Raw genomic sequence first — 18,845 nt, forward strand, 5'->3', positions numbered from 1 at the left:
TGCAGTACGTCGCATCGAGGTAGACGTAGGGGAAGCGGGTGTGGTCGAGGGGCCGGCCGCGAAACGCGGTCAGCTGGGTGTCCAGGTCCGCGCAGATCCGTGAGACCTCACTCTTGGAGATCCCGCTGTCCGCTCCCAGTGCCTTGACCAGGTCGTCGACCGAGCGGGTGGACACCCCGTGGACGTACGCCTCCATGATGACGGCGAACAGGGCCTGGTCGATGCGGCGGCGACGCTCCAGCAGGCTCGGGAAGAAGCTGCCCGAGCGCAGCTTGGGTATGGCCATTCGGGTCGGGGAGCCGCTTCCTTCGTCCGGCGCGCCGCCGCCTGGGCAGACTGCGCGAACCAGCTCCCCCTGCCTGCCGCACCGGACTGTCGTGAGCTGCTGCTCGTTGTGGAATCCCGGCCCGGCCGTGCTGCGGGACATGGACTTCAGGCGACCGCAGCGGAGACTGCGAGGACCGGCGAGTCCCGCCGCTGCCGATCGCTCCATCGACGCGGCCTACGCGAAAGCCCGCAGGGACACGTGTGGCGCGGAACCGACACGGCACCGCCATACCCCACCCCCGCGGACGTGACCGGTCCCGAGGATGCGATCCGTCCCGGTGAGCCATGATGGGCCCGTGGATTTCGAGCCGTACCGGGGTGAGCTGGTGGCGTACTGCTACCGGATGCTGGGCTCGTACCACGAGGCCGAGGACCTGGTGCAGGAGACGATGCTGCGCGCCTGGAAGGCCCGGGACCGGTACGACCCCGCGCGCGCCTCCGTACGGACCTGGCTGTACCGGATCGCGACCAACGTACGCCTGACCGCGTTGGAAGGGCGGACGCGGCGGCCGTTGCCGTCCGGGCTGGGGGCACCGAGTGACGACCCCGGGACGCCGCTCACCCCGGCTCTGGACATTCCCTGGCTCCAGCCGTTCCCGGACGCACGGTTCGATGTGGAGGTACGGGCCGACATGAGGCTTGCGCTGGTGGCGGCGATGCAGGTCCTGCCTCCGCGGCAGCGTGCCGTACTGGTGCTGCGCGAGGTACTGGAGTTCACCGCCGCCGAGGTCGCCGGACAGCTGGGGACCACGGCCGCGGCCGTCAACAGCGCGCTCCAGCGGGCTCGTGCCGCCCTCGCGGAGGTGGGTGGCGTGGAGGAGGTCTCGGAGCCGGACGATGCCGGGGCACGGGCAGTGCTGCAACGGTACGTGCGGGCGTTCGAGGCGGCCGACGTCCCCGCGCTCGTGCGGCTGCTCACGGATGAGGCGGTGCTGGAGATGCCGCCGGTGCCGTTGTGGTTCCGGGGCAGCCGCGATTACGGCCTGTTCATGGAGCGGGTGTTCGCGATGCGTGGGACGGGGTGGGGCATGAGGCACCTGACGGCCAACGGGCAGCCCGCGCTCGCGGCGTACGCGCCCGAGCCCGGCGGCCGGCATCGGCTGCACACGCTGCAGGTCTTCACGGTGACCGGCGGCCGGGTCGCGCACAACGTGGTGTTCGCCGATCCGCACGTCTTCGAGGCGTTCGACCTGCCCCGGCAGATTTCTTCCGACGAGTTCCGCCGACCGCGATGAGTCGAGCCGGTGCCGCCGGTACATACCGGTGAGCATCGATCGAAGGGACACCCATCGTGAGCGTCATCGTCATTGAGTTCGTCACCCTGGACGGGATCGTGTCCGACCCCGACGGATCTGGAGGAACGCCGTCCGGCGGCTGGGCCTTCCGGCACGGCCCCGAGGCGGTCGCCGGGGACAAGTTCCGGCTCGGCAGCACGCTCGACGCCGGGGTCATGCTGCTGGGACGTACGACATGGCAGTTGTTCTCGCGGATCTGGCCGGGACGAGACGACCCGTTCGCTGCGCGGATGAACGCCGCGACGAAGCTGGTCGTCTCCCGTTCGCTGACCGACGTGTCGGCGTGGGCGAACTCCCGGGTCATCGACGGCGACCTCGTCGACGTCGTCAAGCGCGAGGAACGCGAGGTGATCGTCACCGGCAGCCTGAGCGTCGTACGGACCCTCATGGCCGAGGAACTCATCGATGAATACCGGCTGTTGACCTTCCCCACGGTCCTCGGCTCCGGCCGGCGGCTCTTCCCCGACGACGGCCCGCAGACCGATCTCGAGTGCCTGTCGGCCGAGCGGGCCGGCGCCGCCGTCCTCGTGCGGTACCGGCGGGCGGCGGCACCGGCTGCCGGGACCGCGCCGGTACGGAGTCGGTCATGACGTCGGCTTGCGGCGGCGGGACACGAACAGCGCGGCGCTCACCGGGCTGTTGCTGCCTCTGCCGCCGTCGGAGCAGTTCGAGGGCAGTGCTGGGGTGCGGGACCGGTAAGGGATCGTCCCTGGCACGGCCTTGGGCCGGGGCGACATCACTCCATCGAGTCCAGAATGCGATCGAGTGTCCGGCGCCCCATTCTGCTCATCGTCGGATTGCTCTCGACGTAGTACCAGACAACACCCATCGCCTGTTCGAACGCCCATGCCTTGCCGCGCTCCCATTCCGGATCGTCACAGCCCAGTGTCCGCCGGAGTACTTCCCGCGGGCCTCGCTGCAACAGGTGCCAGGCACTGACCAGATCCAGCGCGGGGTCGGCCGGCCCGAAGCCGCCCGTGTCGAGTACGCCGCTGAGCCGGCCTTCCGCGACCAGTACATTGCCGGGAATCAGGTCACCATGGCTCATCACGTCGCCACCCGCGCGGGGCAACTCCCGAAAGTGGCTCCACATGTGGCGCAGTCGGGGCACGTCGAGCAGCCCCTCACTCTCCTCGAAGCACTTCGCCATCCAACCGTCGTGGTGAGCGAGAACGCCGCCACGATTGTCCCCGCTGAAGACCCGCCCCCGCGTCTCGGCGTCCCGCAGGACTGCGATGAAGGCCGCAAGGTCCTCGGCGAAAGCGTCCGAGCCACTCGGGTCGGCGTCGGAGGCGACCGTTCCCGGCAGCCATGTCTGCACCGACCACGGCATGGGGTAGCCCGCTCCGGGCTTTCCCAAGGCGACGGGTTCCGGCACGGGGAACCGAGACACCTGTGCCAGCTCCGCGCTCGCCCGGGCTTCCTGTTCCAGAACCGCCAGTGCCTCGGCAGCATCGGCCGGACGCAGGGGGAAACGGGCGGAGAGGTTGTTCCCGATGCGGAAGATGGCGTGGACCGTCCCGGTCGACGACAGGGGTCGGATCGCCTCGCCGCTCCACTGCGGGAACTGTTCCCGGATCAAGGTCGCGACGATTTCGGTGGTCACGTCCACCTGGTCATCGTGCATGCTCATCAGTACGGGCCTTTCCCCTGGGCCCATGCGAAACGCCGCAAGCAGACCGGATCAACTGAGACGACTGCCAGTATTCATGCGCCAGAGTCTGGATCAACTGAGTTTCTTCGCGGGCCAGTTGTCGTAAGCGGGGCCGTCACCTACTTGGTGCGTGCGGTGAGGCGCTTCACCGTCTGTTCAGCCTCGCGCGCTTCTTGGCGGGCCGTTGCGTGTGCATCAGCGGCCGCGCGGCTGCGTTCCTCGGCCTCCTGCTGTTCCCGGTCGGCCCGCTGGAGCTCCTGACGTGCCTGCTGCAGCTGCTGCTCGGCGGCGGACACCTGCTGCCGGGCCTCGTCGTGCCGGTCGCGTGCCCGCTGCCGTGCCGCCTCGGCATCGGCCTCTTCGGTACGCGCCTCCCGCAACCGCCGCGCGGTCTCCTCGGCTGCTGCCCGGGCCTGATCGAGTCGTTCCATGCTCTGGCGGCGCCGCTCGGCGAGTTCGTCCTTCGCCCGCGTCCGCGCCGACGACTGTGCAGCCGTCTCCCGGCGCGGCTTGCGCTCAGAGCCGGTCGGCGGGGCGGTGCCGGGGAAGTCCGACGGCGGCGTGAGAGCGCCCTCCAGGCGGCCGCCGGCCCACCGGTCGGCTGCGTCCGGATCGGTGAGCACGGCGCGCAGGGTGGATTCGACATCCTGCCGGGCCGGGTCCGACAGCCGGTGCCCGGCCTCCTGGGCGAGCTGCGCCGCCTGCTGGGACAGGGCAGCCACGATGCGCCGTCGCTGCTCGGACAGCTCATTGATCGCTGCGGCGTCCAGGGTGCGGTACGCCTCCCGCAGAGCCTGCCCCAGCTCCAGGAACCGCCGGCTCTCCTGCGGCTGGGAGCGCAGCAGGAGGTTCGCGGCCCAGGCCGCCAGGGTGGGCCGGCGGGCGGCATGGATCCGGCGGGCGTCGTCGGCGCGGCCGGCTGCCTTGGCCGCGACGGCCAGTTCCTCACGGCGGGCGACGAAGTCCGCCGGGGGCGTGGTGTAGAGCTCGTCGAGAACCGCTTCCACAGCGCGTTCCGCGCCACTCTTCGCCCCTTTGCGCCTACTCAGGGCACACATGCCTCTGGCTCGCCTTCGTGCCGCGCGATCAGATCCGAGTCGGTGACATCCCGTTCGTGCGAGCCGGTCAGGCGGGTGCTCCGCAGGAACCGGGTCGGGTCGTGGAGCCTGTACGTGGTTCCGGAGTTCCGGTCGTCGACGCGCATCAGCCGGCCGCCTGTCTCAGGGGCGGGACGATGATCGCTCGGCGCTCGGACACGGCACCAGCCTCGCCCGCGACGGGTGATCCCGCATCTCGGTCAGGCCGTGCCGCCCGGAGGGGACGCGGCCAGACGGTCGCCGGATGACCGGATACCGGGGTGGTCTGCCGCCGTGAGCCTGTCGGCCCGCCGCACGACCGGTGCGGGCGTCACCGCCATCGCGGGCTGGTTGCGATGGCCCGGAGTTGGGCCATTGTCAGGGTCGGTGTGGTCCGGGTCGAGGGGGCGTTCTGGCTCTGCGCCTGCCACTGCATGATGGTGACGTAGAGCCCGTCGGGACGCAGGACGGGACTGGATCAGGGTGCCGTCGGCGAGGGGGGTCGCACCGACGAAGACATGGTCGCGGACGGCGCTGGTGGAGGTCAGCCGGGAGACGTGCACCTCGAGCAGCGACCTGCCGTGGCCGTCGTCCACCCACAGCTGTCCGGGCTGTCGGCCGCCGGGTGGGTTCGAAGGGGCCAGGCCGGTCGGTAGCAGTGAGGGTGGCAAGGGTGCGGTCGGCCGGCAGTGCGCCGGTGAAGGTTGCCTTCGGGGTGGCGGAGGCTGTGGCCGAGGCCGTCGGAGTTGCGAGTGTGCGGTCGTTCGCCCGTCGGACAGCAGTCCGGGAACGATCACCGCGCCGAACCCGACGAGCGAGAGTGCGGCCGCTCCGCTCACGGCGACGGCTGTGGCGCGGCGGCGGCGCCTGCGGCGGCCGTTGCGGACTCCGCCCTGCACGAGGGAATCGGTAGCGGGCGGCTCGAAGGGCAGGAAGGTGGTGCGGAGGGCTTCGGTGAAGTCTTCTTCGATGGGCATGGCGGGTCACCGCGTTTCGGGGTCGGTGAGGAGGTGGAGGTGGGGCGCCGTGGGACCGGGGTCAGGGACTGACGAGCTCGGACAGGTCGTGGCCCAGCAGGTCCCGGATCCGGGTGAGCGCGCGCATGCTCTGGTTGCGTACCGCGCCCGGCCGGACCTGAAGGATCGCTGCGGTCCTCCCGGTAACGCAGGAGCAGTACGGCCCGGTCCCGGGCGGAGAGCCGGCCCAGGGCGTCGAGCAACGTGAGGCGCAGTGTGGCGTCGTGCTCGGTGGCGGCAGGACAGGTAGGTCCGTACGAGGACGGTGTGGGTGTAGGCCGCTGGGTCCTCGACCTGCGCGATCTTGCGCCAGTTGGCATACATCCGGCCCAGCGTGTCTTGCAGGTGCACGTCACCGCTGGTGAGTACGCACGCTGAGCGGAACAGAGGTGCGGATCGCGCGGCGGCGCACGCCATGAATTCCTCTTCGTACCGGCGCTTCACCCGAGTTCCTGTTCGTCGTCCACATTCTGAAGACGCTGTGGCCGCAGAGTTACGTCCCACCTGCAGAGGCAGAAGATCTTTGCCGGAGTGCTTCAGTCAAATATGGCTGTAGCAGGTGGAGTTGGCGGTGTTCGCGGGTTACGTCGACCACTCTGGAGCCGCGCCGTAGGGTGTCCCACATGAGCATCGACGAGGTCTCGCTGCGGCCCGTGGCCGAGGACGACCTGGCGGTCATGGAACACTTCCTCACCGACCCGGAGACCGCGGCGCCCTTCCAGTGGTTCGGCTGGTGGGACACCGGGCGGTGGCGTCGCCTCTGGGCGGAGAACGGGCTGCTCGGCGACGACGGCGGTCATCTGATGGTGGTGAGCGGCACGGAGCGGCTGGGGTTCGTCGCCTGGCGGAAGGTCAAGACGACTTCGGCCAGCTTGTACTGGAACATGGGCATCGGCCTGCTGACGGAGGCGCGCGGACGCGGCGTCGGGACCGAGGCGCAACGGCAGCTGGCCCGCTACCTCTTCGCGCATACAGCGGTTGTGCGGATCGAGGCGGACACCGAAGTGGGGAACATCGCCGAGCAACGCGCTCTGGAAAAGGCCGGGTTCACCCGCGAGGGCGTCCTTCGCAGCGTCGTCTTCCGCGACGGGCAGTGGCGTGACTGCGTGCGCTACAGCATCCTGCGGGGCGACCTGGTCTGAGGATGCGCACCCGATGTCGGTCGTGCTCGGCAAGGACAGGCCCGGAGCGCTTTGGCCCCGGACCTGCCCCGGACGGACGACCTCTCTGTCTGACCGGCCCTGTGACGGGTCAGGAAATGTTCCACTGCTGACTGGTCGCGCCGGTGCCCGTCTCCTGGTCAACCGCCGCGCCCTGGGTGGTCGACCCCGCGACGCCGATGTGCAGGTCGCTGCCCACCCCGGCGAGCATGTACGTGCTGCCGGTGTAGCTGCCGACCAGATCGAGGAACCACTGCTGGTTGGTTCCGCCGTTGCACGTCCACTGCTGCAGCTGTGTGCCGCTGGTGGTCGACTGGTTCGGCACGTCCAGGCACAGGCCGCTCTTCACGCTCTTCAGCGTGTAGACGTTGTCCGCCGTCTTCGTCAGGGTCCACTGCTGGTTGGCGCCACCGTTGGACGCCCACTGGATGATCTTGGCGCCGTTCGTCGTGGAGCCGCTCGACACGTCGATGAGCAGGGAGCTGTTGACGTTCTTCAGGGTGTGGGCGCCCTCCGACGGAAGCCCGCTGCCGGCGGTCCAGGTTCCGGCCGCGGCGTCGAGGGACCAGGTGGGGTACTGGCCGACGTTCACGGTCGTGCCCCTGATGGTGATGGGCAGCCAGATCAGCTTCGACGCGCCCAGGTTGGAGGTGTCCCAGCGGTCGCCGGCGTAGATGTACGTGGTGCCGGCAGAGCCCTGGACGGTGATGACGTTCGCCGTCTGGCTGCCGTAGGTGTGGGTTCCGGGGGCGGCGAAGTTCCGGAAGGCCGACCAGGGGCCGCTCAGTGAGGTGGCGGTGGCGTAGATGTTGTCGTTCAGGCTCCAGCCCGTCAGGTGGGAGCCGAACACGTAGTAGGTGCCGTCCTTCTTGATCATGGCCGGTGCCTCGACGCTGCCGCTGCCGCTGCTGCCGAGCACGGCCACCGAGCTGTCGACGGACAGGTAGTCGGCGGACAGTTTGTCGATGCGCAGGCCGTTGTTGCGGTCCTCGCTGAGCAGGTAGGCGGTGCCGTCGGTGTCCTGGAACAGGCCGAGGTCACGGCTGAGGTTGCCCAGTGGCCGGAAGCTGCCCCGGTAGGTGTAGGGGCCGCACGGCGTGCTGCTGGTGGCCACACCGACCTTGGCTTCGGAGTAGTCCGTGCGGTCGATGTGCATGTACATCACGTACGTGCTGGTCGACGCGTTGTAGATGACCTTCGGCCGTTCCACGACCCGGCTCGGTCCCAGGTCCCCGTCGGCCTGCCTGCTCAGAGCCTGGCCCTGATAGGTCCAGTTGGCGAGGTCGGTCGAGGTGTAACAGGTGATGTCCTGGAAGGACGTGTCCGCCGAGGTCTCGCCGGTCTTGTCCTCACCGAAGCCGTACCAGGTGCTGCCCACCTTGATGATGCCGAGCCCGTGCAACTGGAGGGTGTTGCCGCTCTGGTCGGTGCGTGCGGCACCCGTGGTGAACGACACCGTGGCGGCGTGTGCGTCGGTCGCCGGAAGCAGGAGGGCCGCGACGCCGGCGAAGAGCGTCAGAATTGCAGTGGCGGCTCGGCGCCATCGGCCTGTCGGCCGATGAGGTGTTCCCTTGGGCATGCGTTTGCCTCTCCGATCCGAGCAGGCGGGTCCCTGCCGCCTGGCGGTGATCAATGAGAGGGGCGGCGGCCCCGTGACGTCAATGAGTGCGATCGATTTTGTTTGTTTTTGACTGTCGCACCCTCTGTCCGATATTTCGGCCATCCGTCCTGCCTGCGGAGGGGCTTGCCATTTCGTGCGCCGGCGCGCTATGACTTCGCCACGGTCGGAATCTGTCACTTGGTGGTCGGGTGTGTTTGAGAATGTCCTCGCGGGCCGTGACGCGGCTCGCGCCGGCCCTGCTCGGGGCCCGGGTCACACGAACTCCGTGACCGGGGCCCCGAGATCAGCTACCGGGAAAGATGCCGACCGCCGCTAGTTGCGGTACCGGAACACGATCCGGCCGCGCGTCAGGTCGTACGGCGGGAGTTCTACCAGCACCCGGTCCTCCAGCATGATCTTGATGTAGTTCTTGCGGATCTTCCCGCTGATGTGCGCGAGGACGTGGTGGCCGTTCTGGAGCTCCACGGTGAACATGGCGCTCCGCAGGCACTCGACGACCTTGCCCTCGACCTCGATGACGTTCTTGTGTTTCGTCATCGCACCAGCTCCAGGTTGCTGCTCATCGGCCGGGAGCCGATGCCCTCGAAGAGGGCCGTGGCGGCTTGGTTGGGCTCCTGGACTTCGGTCCAGGCCGCGGTGAACCCGGAGCGGTGCAGCGTCGACAGCGCGTGGGCCAGCAGCGCCCGCGCGATGCCGCGGCGCTGCTCGCCGGCCCGGACCGCGACCAGCCCGATACGTGGCCGGATCGCCGTCACCACCCGGATCAGCCCCAGGTAGCGGTCGGGTGCCGCGGCCACCGCGTACTTCGACGGGTCGACGATGGTGTCGCCTTCGTGACGGGCAATCACCTCCGCGGGCATCGACTGCCACCCGACGGTCGCCTCGACTTCGTCGCGGATCGCGCGGTCCACCGCACGCAGCAGACTCTCGTCGGCCTGACCGGCGGGAACGATCGTCACGCCCGCCGGTGGCAGGACCGCGTCGAGCCCTGTGACCTGTGGGTCGGTCGGAACGGCGTACTCCCACTCGCGGCGCCGGATGGTGAAACCGGCCCGCCGCCAGGCGGCCGTCAGCTCGGCATCGGCTTCGTCGACCACCGTGTGCAGCGGCGCCGGCAGTTCCGCCAGCATCGCTTCGGCGAGCCGGTCGAAGACGGCGCCGTGCCAGGCGTCGATGCTGACGTACAAGCGCCCGTCCGGCCGGTGCTGCGCATGCCCGCGGCCGACCACCAGGTCGTCATCCAGTGCATGCCATTGCCTGTCCGCGACGCGCGTGACCGTCACCGCGTTCTCGCTCAGGCCAGAGGTGAAAGGCTTTGTGTTCATCGGAGTCTCCCTCCAGGAGTGCCTCGATCTCAGGCGCTCCTGGCGACACCGAACGTCAGCCGCCGGACCGTGACGGGTTGAGGGAGCACCCACGGGTAACTGTGTTCACGGGGGCTCACCTCCATACGACGACTTCACGGTCCGACAGGAAAGTAGCAGCGGGGCACCGCCCGGCCCAAACTCTTTTTTCCGCAAGGCGATCGCGGCTCGGCCGGAGTGTCGCGGTCGGACTCCCGGGAAGCGCCGAGGGGGACAGCGGGCCGTCAGGGGTTGTCCGTACCTGCCGCTGCCACGGCTTCCGCCGCCGCCCGCCGCAGCTCGCGGGTCGTGATCCAGCGGTTTTTTCCGCCGGCCAGATTCGCCACGGAGTGGCCCACCCATTCCGGGTCGCCGAGGAGCTGCGGCTTTCCCTCGGCGATGAGGTGCCGCAGCAGATACTCCAGCCTCAGGACGTCTATGGCCCGGTACGGGCGCGCGTGCTGGTCGAAGCGCAGTTGGTGGTCCTCGTAAGGGTGGCGCAGCGTCATGTGCATCCAGCCGCCGCCGCGCCCGGCGACCATGCCCTTGACCGTGTACCTGCCCCTGCTGCTCGAGGCCCAGGAGTGCTTGCCCCAGGTGATCCAGATGCCCGTCATGATCCTGGACCAGGGGATCAGCCGGCCCCCGGAATCCGGCTCATGCTGGTAGAGCCCGTCCGGACGCAACTCGACCCAGTGAGTGCCCGCTCGCGTGGCGTCCCCGATTCCCCAATGTCCGTCGACCAGTTCCAGCGGACCGAAGAATGCACCGTCCCTCACCATGCACTCATTGAATCACCTATACCCGAACTGCTGCGCTATTTCTGTCCCTTGCTGCCCGCCCGTGCCGTGCCCCAACTCCGCGCTGCACAGCCCCACTTCGACGTGATCGCATGGTGATCAACTAGTCCGTCCAGTCAGGTCAGTGACACGGGGAAGAGTTGGAAGGCCGACGGCGATGTGCTCCTGCCGGCCGTGTGCCGGGTGGACGAACCAGGTGTCGTCGGCGAGGTGGTCCTCACCCTGCGCAGTGCTGCCGCCCGGCAGGCCGAGATCGGCTGGATCTTTACCGCGCAGCATGCCGGACGGGCTACGCCTCCGAAGCGGCGCGTGCTCCGGTCTCCGTGGCCTTCGACCGATTGCTGGTCCATCGGGTCTTCGCCCGCCTAGATGTCCTCAACACCGCATCGGTGCGGGTGTGCGAGCGTCTGGGGATGCGTCGCGATGCCCATCTGGTCGACAACGACCTCGACGGAGACCGTTGGGGCAGCGAGTACATCTACGCGATGCTCCCGCACGAGTTGACGGACGGAACTCCGCTGGTCGACAGAGGGAATTGGGCGCGGGCCCGCCTGCTCGACCGGCACCCGCATCCCTGCCCCGCCCTGCCTCGATGACCGAGTCGTCGCCTGGACGAGGCCGTCCCGTACGCCTACCCGCGTCGGCGCGGTCCCTCGGTCGCTATTCGGCCGGCTCGCGGCGGGCGGTGGCGAATCGGCGCTGGTAGGCGGCGGGGCTGATGGACAACTCCCGTCCGAAGACGCGGCGCAGGCTCTCGTAGCTCGGGAAGCCGGCCATGGCTGCCGCCTGGGTGGCGGTGTGCCCCTGGTCGAGGAGCGACTTCGCGATGTCGAAGCGGATCGACTCGACGTACCGGGCGGGCGTGGTGCCCAGTTCCTCCCGGAACAGCCTGGTGAGGTGGCGCGTACTGACGTTGAGTCGTCCGGCGATGCGGGCCAGGGAGTAGTCGTCGGAGGGATCCGCGGTGACCAGGTCGACGATCCTGCGCAGGGCGGGGGAGCGGGGTGGTGAGCCTCGCAGGGGTGCGGAGAACTGTGACTGGCCGCCCGCTCGCTGGAGGTAGACCACCAGGGAGCGGGCCACCTCCCGGCTGGTCTCGGGACCGTGGTCCTCCTCGACGAGAGCGAGGGCGAGGTCGATGCCCGCGGTGACTCCCGCCGATGTGTAGATCGTGCCGTCGCGCACATAGATGGCGTCCGGCTCGACGCGGGCCTTCGGATGCCGGCTGGCGAGTTCGTCGGCGATCTTCCAGTGCGTGGTCGCTCGTCTGCCGTCCAGGAGACCCGTCGCGCCGAGGACGAAGGCGCCGGAGCACACGGAGGCGACCCGGCCGGCACGGGCTGCCAGGTTTCCGGTCGCCTCGGCCAGGTCCCGCGTGACGGGGGTCCTGGGGTAGATGTCCCCGCCCGGCACCAGGAGCGTGTCGGCATCGGCCTGCGTGGCGGCGCTGCCGTCGACGGCGATCCGCATGCCGATCGAGGAGGTGACGTGGGCGCCCGTCGTCGACAGCAGGGTGATCCGGTAGTCGGCGCCGAGCAGGTTCGCCTCCCCGAACACCTCGGCCGGGCCGGCGACGTCCAGCATCTTGACGCCGTCGTAGACGAGGATCGCCACCCGGTGCGGACCGGAGCTCACGGGCCCACCCTGGGATGACCGTATTCGAGTGGTTCATGGCCGGACCGAGGCGGCGGCGCAGGACGCGCGGGCGGCACTGTGGACGACGGGCGCACGGCCCACTCGCAGGACATCGCATCGGAAAGCGCGGACATCATGACCGACATCATCGCAGGGGTGGAAATACCCGGGACCCCGGCTGTCGCCGAGGCCACGGAGTTTCTCCGGGAGAGGACGAATCCCCTGTTCTTCCACCACTCCCGGCGGGTATTTCTCTTCGGTTCCCTCCACGCGCGTGCCAGGGACCTGAGGCCCGATCCCGAGTTGCTCTACATCTCGGCGATGTTCCATGACGTGGGCCTTTTGATCCCGTTCCGCGACACACAGCAGCGCTTCGAGCTGGACGGCGCCGACCACGCGCACAAGTTCCTGCTGGCACGCGGCTTCTCCCAAAACGCCGCCGAGGTGGCCTGGAGGGCGATCGCCCTGCACACGACACCGGGAATTCCTGGCCGGATGGACCCCGAGGTCGCCGCCACGAACTACGGCGTGCTGACCGACGCGGTCGGCTGGGGCCTGGACGGGCTGGAGCGTGACCAGACGGACGAGATCGTCGCCGTTCATCCGCGCGACGATTTCAAGAAGGAATTCCTCCAGGCATTCGTCGACGGCCTCAAAGACCGACCGGACACCACCTACGGCACCGTCAACGCGGACATCCTGGAACACTTCGTTCCCGGATTTCGCCGTACGTCCATGGTGGAGCGCGTGCTGAATGCTCCCTGGCCACGGTGACTGGGTGGCCGCCCCTACCTCACACCCCGAACCAAGAAAGGAATACTCGTGCGAGCCATCACTGTCCGGGATCGGGAGGCAGGCCTCACGGGGCTGACCCTCGAGGAGCTTCCCCATCCTCACGCCGCCGAGAACGACGTCATCCTGCGGGTGCACGCAGCGGGCTTCACCCGAGGCGAGCTCGACTGGCCCGCCACCTGGACCGACCGCGCCGGCCGTGACCGTACCCCGAGTGTGCCCGGCCACGAGGTCTCGGGGGTGGTGACGGAACTCGGATACGGAACGACCGGCCTCACCGTCGGCCAGCGGGTCTTCGGACTGGCCGACTGGACCCGTGACGGCTCGCTCGCCGAGTACGTCGCCGTGGAAGCCCGAAACCTCGCTCCGCTCCCCGCCGACGTCGACCACACGGTGGCCGCCGCACTGCCGATCTCCGGATTGACCGCCTGGCAGGGCCTGTTCGACCACGCCCGTCTCACCACCGGCCAGACCGTCCTGATCCACGGTGCCGCCGGAGGCGTTGGCTCGCTCGCCGTCCAGCTCGCTCACGAGGCGGGCGCCCGCGTGGTCGGCACGGGCCGCTCCGCCGACCGGGACACCGTCCTCGACCTGGGCGCGCACGCCTTCCTCGACCTGGAGGCCGACCGTTGGGAGGACACCGGCCAGGTGGACGTCGTGTTCGACGTCATCGGCGGCGAGGTCCTCGACCGCTCGGCCGCCCTCGTGCGACCCGGGGGCACACTCGTCAGCGTCGCTCACCAGCCCACTGTGCGCCCCGCCGACGGTCGAGCCGTGTTCTTCGTGGTCGAACCCGACCGCGCACGCCTCACCGACCTCGCCCGGCGCCTGCGGGACGGTCGGCTGCGGGTACGTGTCGGCGCGGTGCGGCCGCTGGCCGAGGCGGCCGCCGCCTTCGCCTCACGACAGCGCGTCCCCGGCCGTACGATCATCCGCGTTGCCGAGGACTGAGGGCGACCGGGCGGGTCGACCGCGCACCCTGGCGTGTTGTGCCTGGTCGGGTGTCTGCAGGGAACGGCCGGGACTGCGGTTCCCGGCCGTCTGCTTCCCGGCCTCCGTGATCACGGAGGCCGGGAAGCAGTGTCGTCGTACACGAGAAGGCCGTCGCCGCGAAGGCGCACGCCCTGTGTCGGGGTGTGAGGGGTGAGGCGCCCGTCGTGCATCAGATGGTGCACGAGCATGCCGCGTGCCAGGACGGCGAAGTCGGCGATGAGACGGCGGTGGCATCGCCACCACACCGCTTCACTGCACATCACTGCGGTGCGCCGTTCGGCTGCTTCGCCCACGACTCGATCCATGGCGGTGACGAACTCCGGGCTGCGGGTGTGAGCGGCGTAGCCGCGGAACGAGACGTTGCGCCATACCGTGTCGGGCGAGTCCGGTGACGGTTTCCTGAAGCCGCCGAGGCGCTTCTCCCACCGGTAGGCGATGCCCTCCTCGGGCAGCCACCGGGCCAGGCGCTCCCGTGACAGATCCGGGTCGCGACGGCTGCCGGGGGCGGTTCTGACGTCGACGACAGCGGCGACGCCGGCTTCTCGGAGGAGACGTGCCAGCGTTCCCCGCTCCGCGGTGCTGTGGCCGAAGGTGACCAAGTGGAGTCGCGGCGCCCAGAACCCGTCCGGAGGGGTCGTCCGGTCGAGGTCCATACCTCAAGTGCAGCAGCTCCTGACCCCGACCCGCATCATGTCGCGGCGGATCCTGATGGCCCCAGCTGCGTGGGACAGCTGATCACAGGGTCGAGGCCATGAACGAGCCGAAGACGAACGTGTCCGGCGAGCTCACGTCGGGGCTGAGGGGCACGCGGCCCAGAGGGTGGGGGACCGCGACACCGGCGGGCCCGAGTGGGCTCAGCCGTTCGAGTGGTGGCGTGCCGAGGGCGTGCGGCCTCGGCGCCTCAGTGGGACGTATGACTTCCGAACGCTGGTCCGTGCGAAGAGACTCCCTGCCCTGTTCCTCGTTCCCACTCGCAGACCAAGGTGCAAGGAGCAGCGTGACAGACGCCCGACAAGGAAGGGACAAGGTGATCGAGGCTCAGTCCGAAAGGGACCCGCACGCGTCGCTCCAGTACAGGGACGGAGTGGCCCCCGATCTCCGTCGTCGCGGGATCAACCCGGATTTCTGGTATCCGGTCGCGGTGTCCCGGAGCGTGGCGAGGAAGAAGACGTTCGCTGCCCGATTCGCGGGGGAGCGGATCGCGTTGTACCGCAGTGAAAGCGGGACGGTCTTCGCTCTGGAGGACCGTTGTGCCCACCGCCAGGTGCCCCTGAGCATGGGGGTCGTGGAGGGCGAGGTGCTGCGCTGCTGCTATCACGCGTGGGCCTACCGGGGGAACGGTCGCATCTCGCAGATCCCGTATCTTCCCAAGGGAGTGGACCGGCCGCCGCGGGGCGTGCGCGCTTATCCGGTCCGGGAAGCCTACGGCCTCGTCTTCGTCTTTCCCGGCGATGCCGAGAAGGCCGCCGCGACGCCGCTGCCTGACCTGCCCGAGTTCGGTTCGGCCCGGCACCGGACCATGACGTTCTCGCGTACCGTGCGGTGCCACTACTCGTTCATGCACGAGAACCTGCTCGACATGAACCACCAGTTCCTGCACCGGGGCGTCCTCGGCAGGATCCAGCCCGAACTCCTGGGATTCGACACGGGTCCGGACTTCGTGGAGGCGCGGTACCTGTTCGTTCCCGCGGGCGGCAAGAAGGACCGCGGCGCGGCTCTGCTGTCCGCCGAAGGGGTGAGCGGCGGTTCGTCGCCCGACGTCATCACCGTCCGTACCCAGTACCCGTACCAGACCCTGCAAGCGGTGCCCGAGAAGGCCGAGCTGCCGGCCTTCTCCCTGTGGGCCGCCTACGTGCCGCAGGACGCGGAACAGCGCGTCAACCACACCTTCGGACTGCTCATGATCGCGAAGCCGCCGATCCCGGGAGCCCTTCATGCCGCCTGGCCGTTCATCCGGAGGTTCACCGAGCGGGTGTTCGCGGAGGACCGGATGGCCGTCGAGGCCGAGCAGCGGGCCTGGGACGAGCAGGGCGAGGACCGGAACCAGGAGGTGTTCCCGCTGATCCTGCATGTCCGCGACGTACTGCGCACCAACGGCGTCCCCCTCAGCCCCACCATGACCTCGTCCGGTGCCGGCCCCTGCGGAGGCAGCGCGGTGTGTACACCCTGACGCCGGAGCACGTCGGGCCGTACCGCTTCCGTCAGCCCACCCGGTAGGGCCCCGCACGCTCGGAGTTGAGGGTGAGGCCGAGGCCCGGCGTGCCGTCGGAGCCCGGGAAGACGGCGCCGCCGTCGGGGGCGAGGACGCCGTCGAAGAGGAGCCGCTCGATGCGGACGTGGTCGTGGAACCATTCCAGGTGGCGCAGGTTGGGCACGGCGGCCGCGGCGTGCGCGTGGGCGTGCGGGGCGCAGTGCCCTGAGATCTCGAGACCATGGGCCTGGGCGAGCGCGGCGGCACGCAGCCAGACGGTGATGCCGCCGCAGCGGGTGACGTCGGCCTGGAGACAGTCCACGGCTCCGGCGGCGAGCATGTGCTCGAAGTAGGGCAGGGTGTAGCCGTACTCGCCGGCCGCCACGTCGAGGGTGACCTGGCCGCGGATCGCGGCCAGGGACGCCAGGTGGTCGGAGGAGACGGGCTCCTCGAACCAGGTCACGCCCTCGTCTGCGAGCGCCCGGCTCATCCGGACGGCCTGCTTGGCGACATATCCGCCGTTGGCGTCGACGTACAGGGCGGTGGCGTCGCCGATCACGGCGCGGGCCTTGGCGACACGCCGCCGGTCGCGTTCCTCGCAACGGCCCCACGACTCCGCGATCTTGATTTTCACGCGGGGGATGCCGTCGGTCTCGACCCAGCCGCGCAGTTGACGCTCCTGCTGGTCGTCGTCATAGGTGGTGAAGCCGCCGCTGCCGTAGACGGGCACGTCCTCGCGGGCCGCGCCCAGCAGGTGGAGGAGGGGCAGATCGAGCAGGCGCGCTTTCAGGTCCCACAGGGCGATGTCCACGGCTGCGATCGCCTGCGCGGCGACGCCGGGCAGTCCCGCGTTGCGTACCGCGCGCTGCATGGCCTCGTTCATGCGCGGCACGTCGAGCGCGGGCAGGCCGGTGACCACGTCGGCGAGCAGGTCCTCGATGACGCGCGCGGTGGCTGCGGGGGCGTAGGTGTAGCCGAGGCCGGTGACGTCCCCGCAGCGGACGGTGGCCAGGACGAGGGTGGTGCTGTCCCAGCCGAGGGTGCCGTCCGCCTCGGGGGCGTCGGTGGGCACGGTGAACACGGCGGTATCCACCCCTGCCACGACCGGGGAGTGGTTCACGTGCCGTCCTCGGTGCCGGGCTTGTCCTCGCGGCGGCGGTGACCGGGCAGGAACTCCTGCACCTTGGCCTTGAAGCCCTGACGGACCATGCCCGCGCGGTCGCTGTCCCCCTTGAGGATCGAGGTCGCGGCGGCCTCGATCTGGTCGAGGGTCGCGTGCGGGGGGATCGGCGGGACGGCCGGGTCGGTCACGAAGTCCAGCACACAGGGCCGGTCGGCGGCCAGCGCCGTCTCCCAGGCGCCCCGGACGTCCTGCGGCTTCTCGACGCGCAGCCCGTCGAGGCCGGCCATGCGGGCGAACTCGGCGTACGGGAAGTCGGGCAGCGACTGCGAGGCCTCGAACTGGGGGGCGCCCTCCATGGCGCGCATCTCCCAGGTGACCTGGTTGAGGTCCCGGTTGTTGAGGACGGCCACGATCAGCCGCGGGTCCTCCCACTCCCGGTAGTACTTGGCGATGGTGATCAGCTCGGCCATGCCGTTCATCTGCATCGCCCCGTCCCCGACGAGGGCGATCGCCGGGCGGTCGCCGTGCGCGAACTTCGCACCGATGGCGTAGGGCACGCCCGGCCCCATGGTGGCGAGCGTGCCAGACAGCGAGCCGCGCATGGCGCCGCGCAGCTTCAGGTGCCGGGCGTACCAGTTGGCGGCCGAGCCGGAGTCGGAGGACAGGATCACGTTCTCCGGCAGCAGGTCGCTCAGCGCGTGGACGACGTACTCGGGGTTGACCGGGTCGGCGTCCACCGCGGCGCGCCGCTGCATGACCTCCCACCAGCGGGCGGTGTCCTTCTCGATCTTCTTGCGCCACCCGTTGTCCTTGGCCGCGTCGAGCATCGGCAGCAGCCGGGTCAGCGTCTGGCGGGCGTCGCCGACCAGGTTGACCTCGAACGGGTAGCGCATACCGACCATGTGCGGGTCGATGTCGATCTGCACCGCCCGCGCCTGACCGAATTCGGGCAGGAACTGGGTGTAGGGGAAGGACGAGCCGATGACCAGGAGGGTGTCGCAGCCGGTCATCAGCTCGTACGACGGCCTTGTGCCCAGCAGGCCGATGGAACCGGTGACGTACGGCAGGTCGTCGTCGAGGGCGTCCTTGCCCAGCAGCGCCTTCGCCACCCCGGCGCCGAGCCGGTCGGCGAGCGCCATGACCTCCTGACGCGCCCCGCGGGCGCCCTGTCCGACCAGGATCGCGACCTTCTCGCCCGCGTTGAGCACCTCGGCGGCCCGGATGAGGTCCTCGTCGCTCGGCACCGGCGCGTACTGCGGCATGCCGAGACTGGAGGGGACCATCTTGAAGGCGTGCCCGGGCGGCGAGTAGTCCAGTTCCTGCACGTCGGCGGGGATGATCACAGCGGTGACCGAACGGCGGGCCATGGCGGTGCGCATCGCCCGGTCCAGCACGTTGGGCAGCTGTTCCGGGACGGTGACCATCTCGCAGAAGTCGGAGGCCACGTCCTTGTACAGGCTCAAGAGGTCGATCTCCTGCTGGTAGGAGCCGCCCATCGCACTGCGGTTGGTCTGCCCGACGATCGCGACGACGGGCACGTGGTCGAGCTTGGCGTCGTAGAGCCCGTTGAGCAGGTGGATGGCGCCGGGCCCGGAGGTGGCGGCGCACACCCCGACCTTGCCGGAGAACTTGGCGTAGCCGACCGCTTCGAAGGCGGCCATCTCCTCGTGGCGGGCCTGGACGAAGCGGGGGTTGTCGTCGGCGCGGCCCCAGGCGGCGAGCAGACCGTTGATGCCGTCGCCGGGGTAGGCGAAGACGTGCTCGACTCCCCACTCGCGCAGACGCTCGAGAATGTGGTCGGAGACCTTCTTCGACATGT

The 18,845-nt window shown here is 69.6% G+C and carries 16 protein-coding genes and 3 pseudogenes; 7 read left to right on the forward strand and 12 right to left on the reverse strand.

All coding sequences use genetic code 11. The annotated features are described in order from the left end of the window. Positions 1–280, reverse strand: a pseudogene (locus ABZT06_RS20210) (transposase); the annotation flags it as partial. 343 nt (positions 281–623) lie between these two features. Between ABZT06_RS20210 and ABZT06_RS20215 the strand changes: the two are divergent. Continuing rightward, on the forward strand, positions 624–1,562 hold the full coding sequence (locus ABZT06_RS20215; RefSeq protein ID WP_355742288.1) for an RNA polymerase subunit sigma-70: 939 nt from the start codon (positions 624–626) through the stop codon (positions 1,560–1,562). Between the two features lie 56 nt (positions 1,563–1,618). Then, positions 1,619–2,212: a dihydrofolate reductase family protein gene (locus ABZT06_RS20220; protein ID WP_355742291.1), complete on the forward strand. Its 594-nt coding sequence runs from the start codon at positions 1,619–1,621 to the stop codon at positions 2,210–2,212. A 146-nt stretch (positions 2,213–2,358) separates the two neighbouring features. Here the strand turns inward: ABZT06_RS20220 and ABZT06_RS20225 are convergent, their stop codons facing one another. The 3 genes and pseudogenes from ABZT06_RS20225 to ABZT06_RS20235 form a co-directional block, all read right to left on the reverse strand. Next, positions 2,359–3,255 (reverse strand): aminoglycoside phosphotransferase family protein, encoded by an 897-nt coding sequence (locus ABZT06_RS20225; protein ID WP_355742294.1) that lies wholly within the window; start codon positions 3,253–3,255, stop codon positions 2,359–2,361. A gap of 140 nt (positions 3,256–3,395) precedes the next feature. Then, complete coding sequence (locus ABZT06_RS20230; RefSeq protein ID WP_355742296.1) at positions 3,396–4,334, reverse strand: hypothetical protein; 939 nt, start codon at positions 4,332–4,334, stop codon at positions 3,396–3,398. A 1,056-nt stretch (positions 4,335–5,390) separates the two neighbouring features. Beyond that, positions 5,391–5,812: pseudogene (locus ABZT06_RS20235) on the reverse strand (SigE family RNA polymerase sigma factor). Positions 5,813–5,991: 179 nt separating this feature from the next. On the opposite strand from ABZT06_RS20235, the gene ABZT06_RS20240 reads away from it, so the two are divergent. Continuing rightward, positions 5,992–6,510: a GNAT family protein gene (locus ABZT06_RS20240; RefSeq protein ID WP_355742299.1), complete on the forward strand. Its 519-nt coding sequence runs from the start codon at positions 5,992–5,994 to the stop codon at positions 6,508–6,510. A gap of 109 nt (positions 6,511–6,619) precedes the next feature. On the opposite strand, the gene ABZT06_RS20245 is transcribed toward ABZT06_RS20240, so the two are convergent. The 4 genes from ABZT06_RS20245 to ABZT06_RS20260 all read right to left on the reverse strand — a co-directional run bounded on the left by ABZT06_RS20245 (position 6,620) and on the right by ABZT06_RS20260 (position 10,274). Next, complete coding sequence (locus ABZT06_RS20245) at positions 6,620–7,984, reverse strand: RICIN domain-containing protein (protein ID WP_355742302.1); 1,365 nt, start codon at positions 7,982–7,984, stop codon at positions 6,620–6,622. A gap of 477 nt (positions 7,985–8,461) precedes the next feature. Beyond that, the gene (gene infA / locus ABZT06_RS20250) at positions 8,462–8,686 is read right to left on the reverse strand and encodes a translation initiation factor IF-1 (RefSeq protein ID WP_355742304.1); all 225 of its coding nucleotides are present in this window, start codon (positions 8,684–8,686) and stop codon (positions 8,462–8,464) included. Then, complete coding sequence (locus ABZT06_RS20255) at positions 8,683–9,474, reverse strand: GNAT family N-acetyltransferase (protein WP_355742307.1); 792 nt, start codon at positions 9,472–9,474, stop codon at positions 8,683–8,685. The genes infA and ABZT06_RS20255 overlap by 4 nt, the downstream gene beginning before the upstream one ends. Positions 9,475–9,737: 263 nt before the next feature. Then, a complete protein-coding gene (locus tag ABZT06_RS20260) occupies positions 9,738–10,274 on the reverse strand; it encodes a hypothetical protein (protein ID WP_355742310.1) in 537 nt (178 codons plus the stop codon). 174 nt (positions 10,275–10,448) lie between these two features. Between ABZT06_RS20260 and ABZT06_RS20265 the strand changes: the two are divergent. Further along, a pseudogene (locus ABZT06_RS20265) lies at positions 10,449–10,783 on the forward strand (GNAT family protein); the annotation flags it as partial. Between the two features lie 169 nt (positions 10,784–10,952). On the opposite strand, the gene ABZT06_RS20270 reads toward ABZT06_RS20265, so the two are convergent. After that, the gene (locus tag ABZT06_RS20270) at positions 10,953–11,927 is read right to left on the reverse strand and encodes a GlxA family transcriptional regulator (protein WP_355742313.1); all 975 of its coding nucleotides are present in this window, start codon (positions 11,925–11,927) and stop codon (positions 10,953–10,955) included. Positions 11,928–12,062: 135 nt separating this feature from the next. Here ABZT06_RS20270 and ABZT06_RS20275 point away from each other — a divergent pair, with 135 nt between their 5' ends. Next, a complete protein-coding gene (locus tag ABZT06_RS20275; protein ID WP_355743053.1) occupies positions 12,063–12,701 on the forward strand; it encodes an HD domain-containing protein in 639 nt (212 codons plus the stop codon). A 48-nt stretch (positions 12,702–12,749) separates the two neighbouring features. Continuing rightward, a complete protein-coding gene (locus ABZT06_RS20280; RefSeq protein WP_355742317.1) occupies positions 12,750–13,670 on the forward strand; it encodes an NADP-dependent oxidoreductase in 921 nt (306 codons plus the stop codon). Between the two features lie 110 nt (positions 13,671–13,780). On the opposite strand, the gene ABZT06_RS20285 is transcribed toward ABZT06_RS20280, so the two are convergent. Continuing rightward, the gene (locus ABZT06_RS20285; RefSeq protein WP_355742320.1) at positions 13,781–14,365 is read right to left on the reverse strand and encodes a DUF488 domain-containing protein; all 585 of its coding nucleotides are present in this window, start codon (positions 14,363–14,365) and stop codon (positions 13,781–13,783) included. A 431-nt stretch (positions 14,366–14,796) separates the two neighbouring features. Here ABZT06_RS20285 and ABZT06_RS20290 point away from each other — a divergent pair, with 431 nt between their 5' ends. After that, positions 14,797–15,882 (forward strand): aromatic ring-hydroxylating dioxygenase subunit alpha, encoded by a 1,086-nt coding sequence (locus ABZT06_RS20290; protein WP_355743056.1) that lies wholly within the window; start codon positions 14,797–14,799, stop codon positions 15,880–15,882. Positions 15,883–15,913: 31 nt separating this feature from the next. On the opposite strand, the gene ABZT06_RS20295 is transcribed toward ABZT06_RS20290, so the two are convergent. Continuing rightward, entirely contained in the window at positions 15,914–17,023 is a 1,110-nt protein-coding gene (locus tag ABZT06_RS20295; RefSeq protein ID WP_355742323.1) for an enolase C-terminal domain-like protein, read from the reverse strand. After that, positions 17,020–18,843 carry a thiamine pyrophosphate-requiring protein gene (locus tag ABZT06_RS20300; RefSeq protein WP_355742326.1) on the reverse strand — a complete coding sequence of 608 codons (1,824 nt, stop codon included), beginning with the start codon at positions 18,841–18,843 and terminating at the stop codon, positions 17,020–17,022. Before ABZT06_RS20300 ends, ABZT06_RS20295 begins: the two co-directional genes overlap by 4 nt. Positions 18,844–18,845: the final 2 nt, after the last annotated feature.

The sequence above is a fragment of the Streptomyces sp. NPDC005483 genome (genome assembly GCF_040606035.1).
GTDB lineage: Bacteria > Actinomycetota > Actinomycetes > Streptomycetales > Streptomycetaceae > Streptomyces.

Coding starts and splice junctions, on each gene's coding strand:
- ABZT06_RS20225 (WP_355742294.1), bottom strand. CDS start 3,255: ATGAGCATGCACGATGACCAGGTGGACGTGACCACCGAAATCGTCGCG.
- ABZT06_RS20260 (WP_355742310.1), bottom strand. CDS start 10,274: ATGGTGAGGGACGGTGCATTCTTCGGTCCGCTGGAACTGGTCGACGGA.
- ABZT06_RS20275 (WP_355743053.1), top strand. CDS start 12,063: ATGACCGACATCATCGCAGGGGTGGAAATACCCGGGACCCCGGCTGTC.
- ABZT06_RS20240 (WP_355742299.1), top strand. CDS start 5,992: ATGAGCATCGACGAGGTCTCGCTGCGGCCCGTGGCCGAGGACGACCTG.
- ABZT06_RS20285 (WP_355742320.1), bottom strand. CDS start 14,365: ATGGACCTCGACCGGACGACCCCTCCGGACGGGTTCTGGGCGCCGCGA.
- ABZT06_RS20255 (WP_355742307.1), bottom strand. CDS start 9,474: ATGAACACAAAGCCTTTCACCTCTGGCCTGAGCGAGAACGCGGTGACG.
- infA (WP_355742304.1), bottom strand. CDS start 8,686: ATGACGAAACACAAGAACGTCATCGAGGTCGAGGGCAAGGTCGTCGAG.
- ABZT06_RS20300 (WP_355742326.1), bottom strand. CDS start 18,843: ATGTCGAAGAAGGTCTCCGACCACATTCTCGAGCGTCTGCGCGAGTGG.
- ABZT06_RS20230 (WP_355742296.1), bottom strand. CDS start 4,334: ATGTGTGCCCTGAGTAGGCGCAAAGGGGCGAAGAGTGGCGCGGAACGC.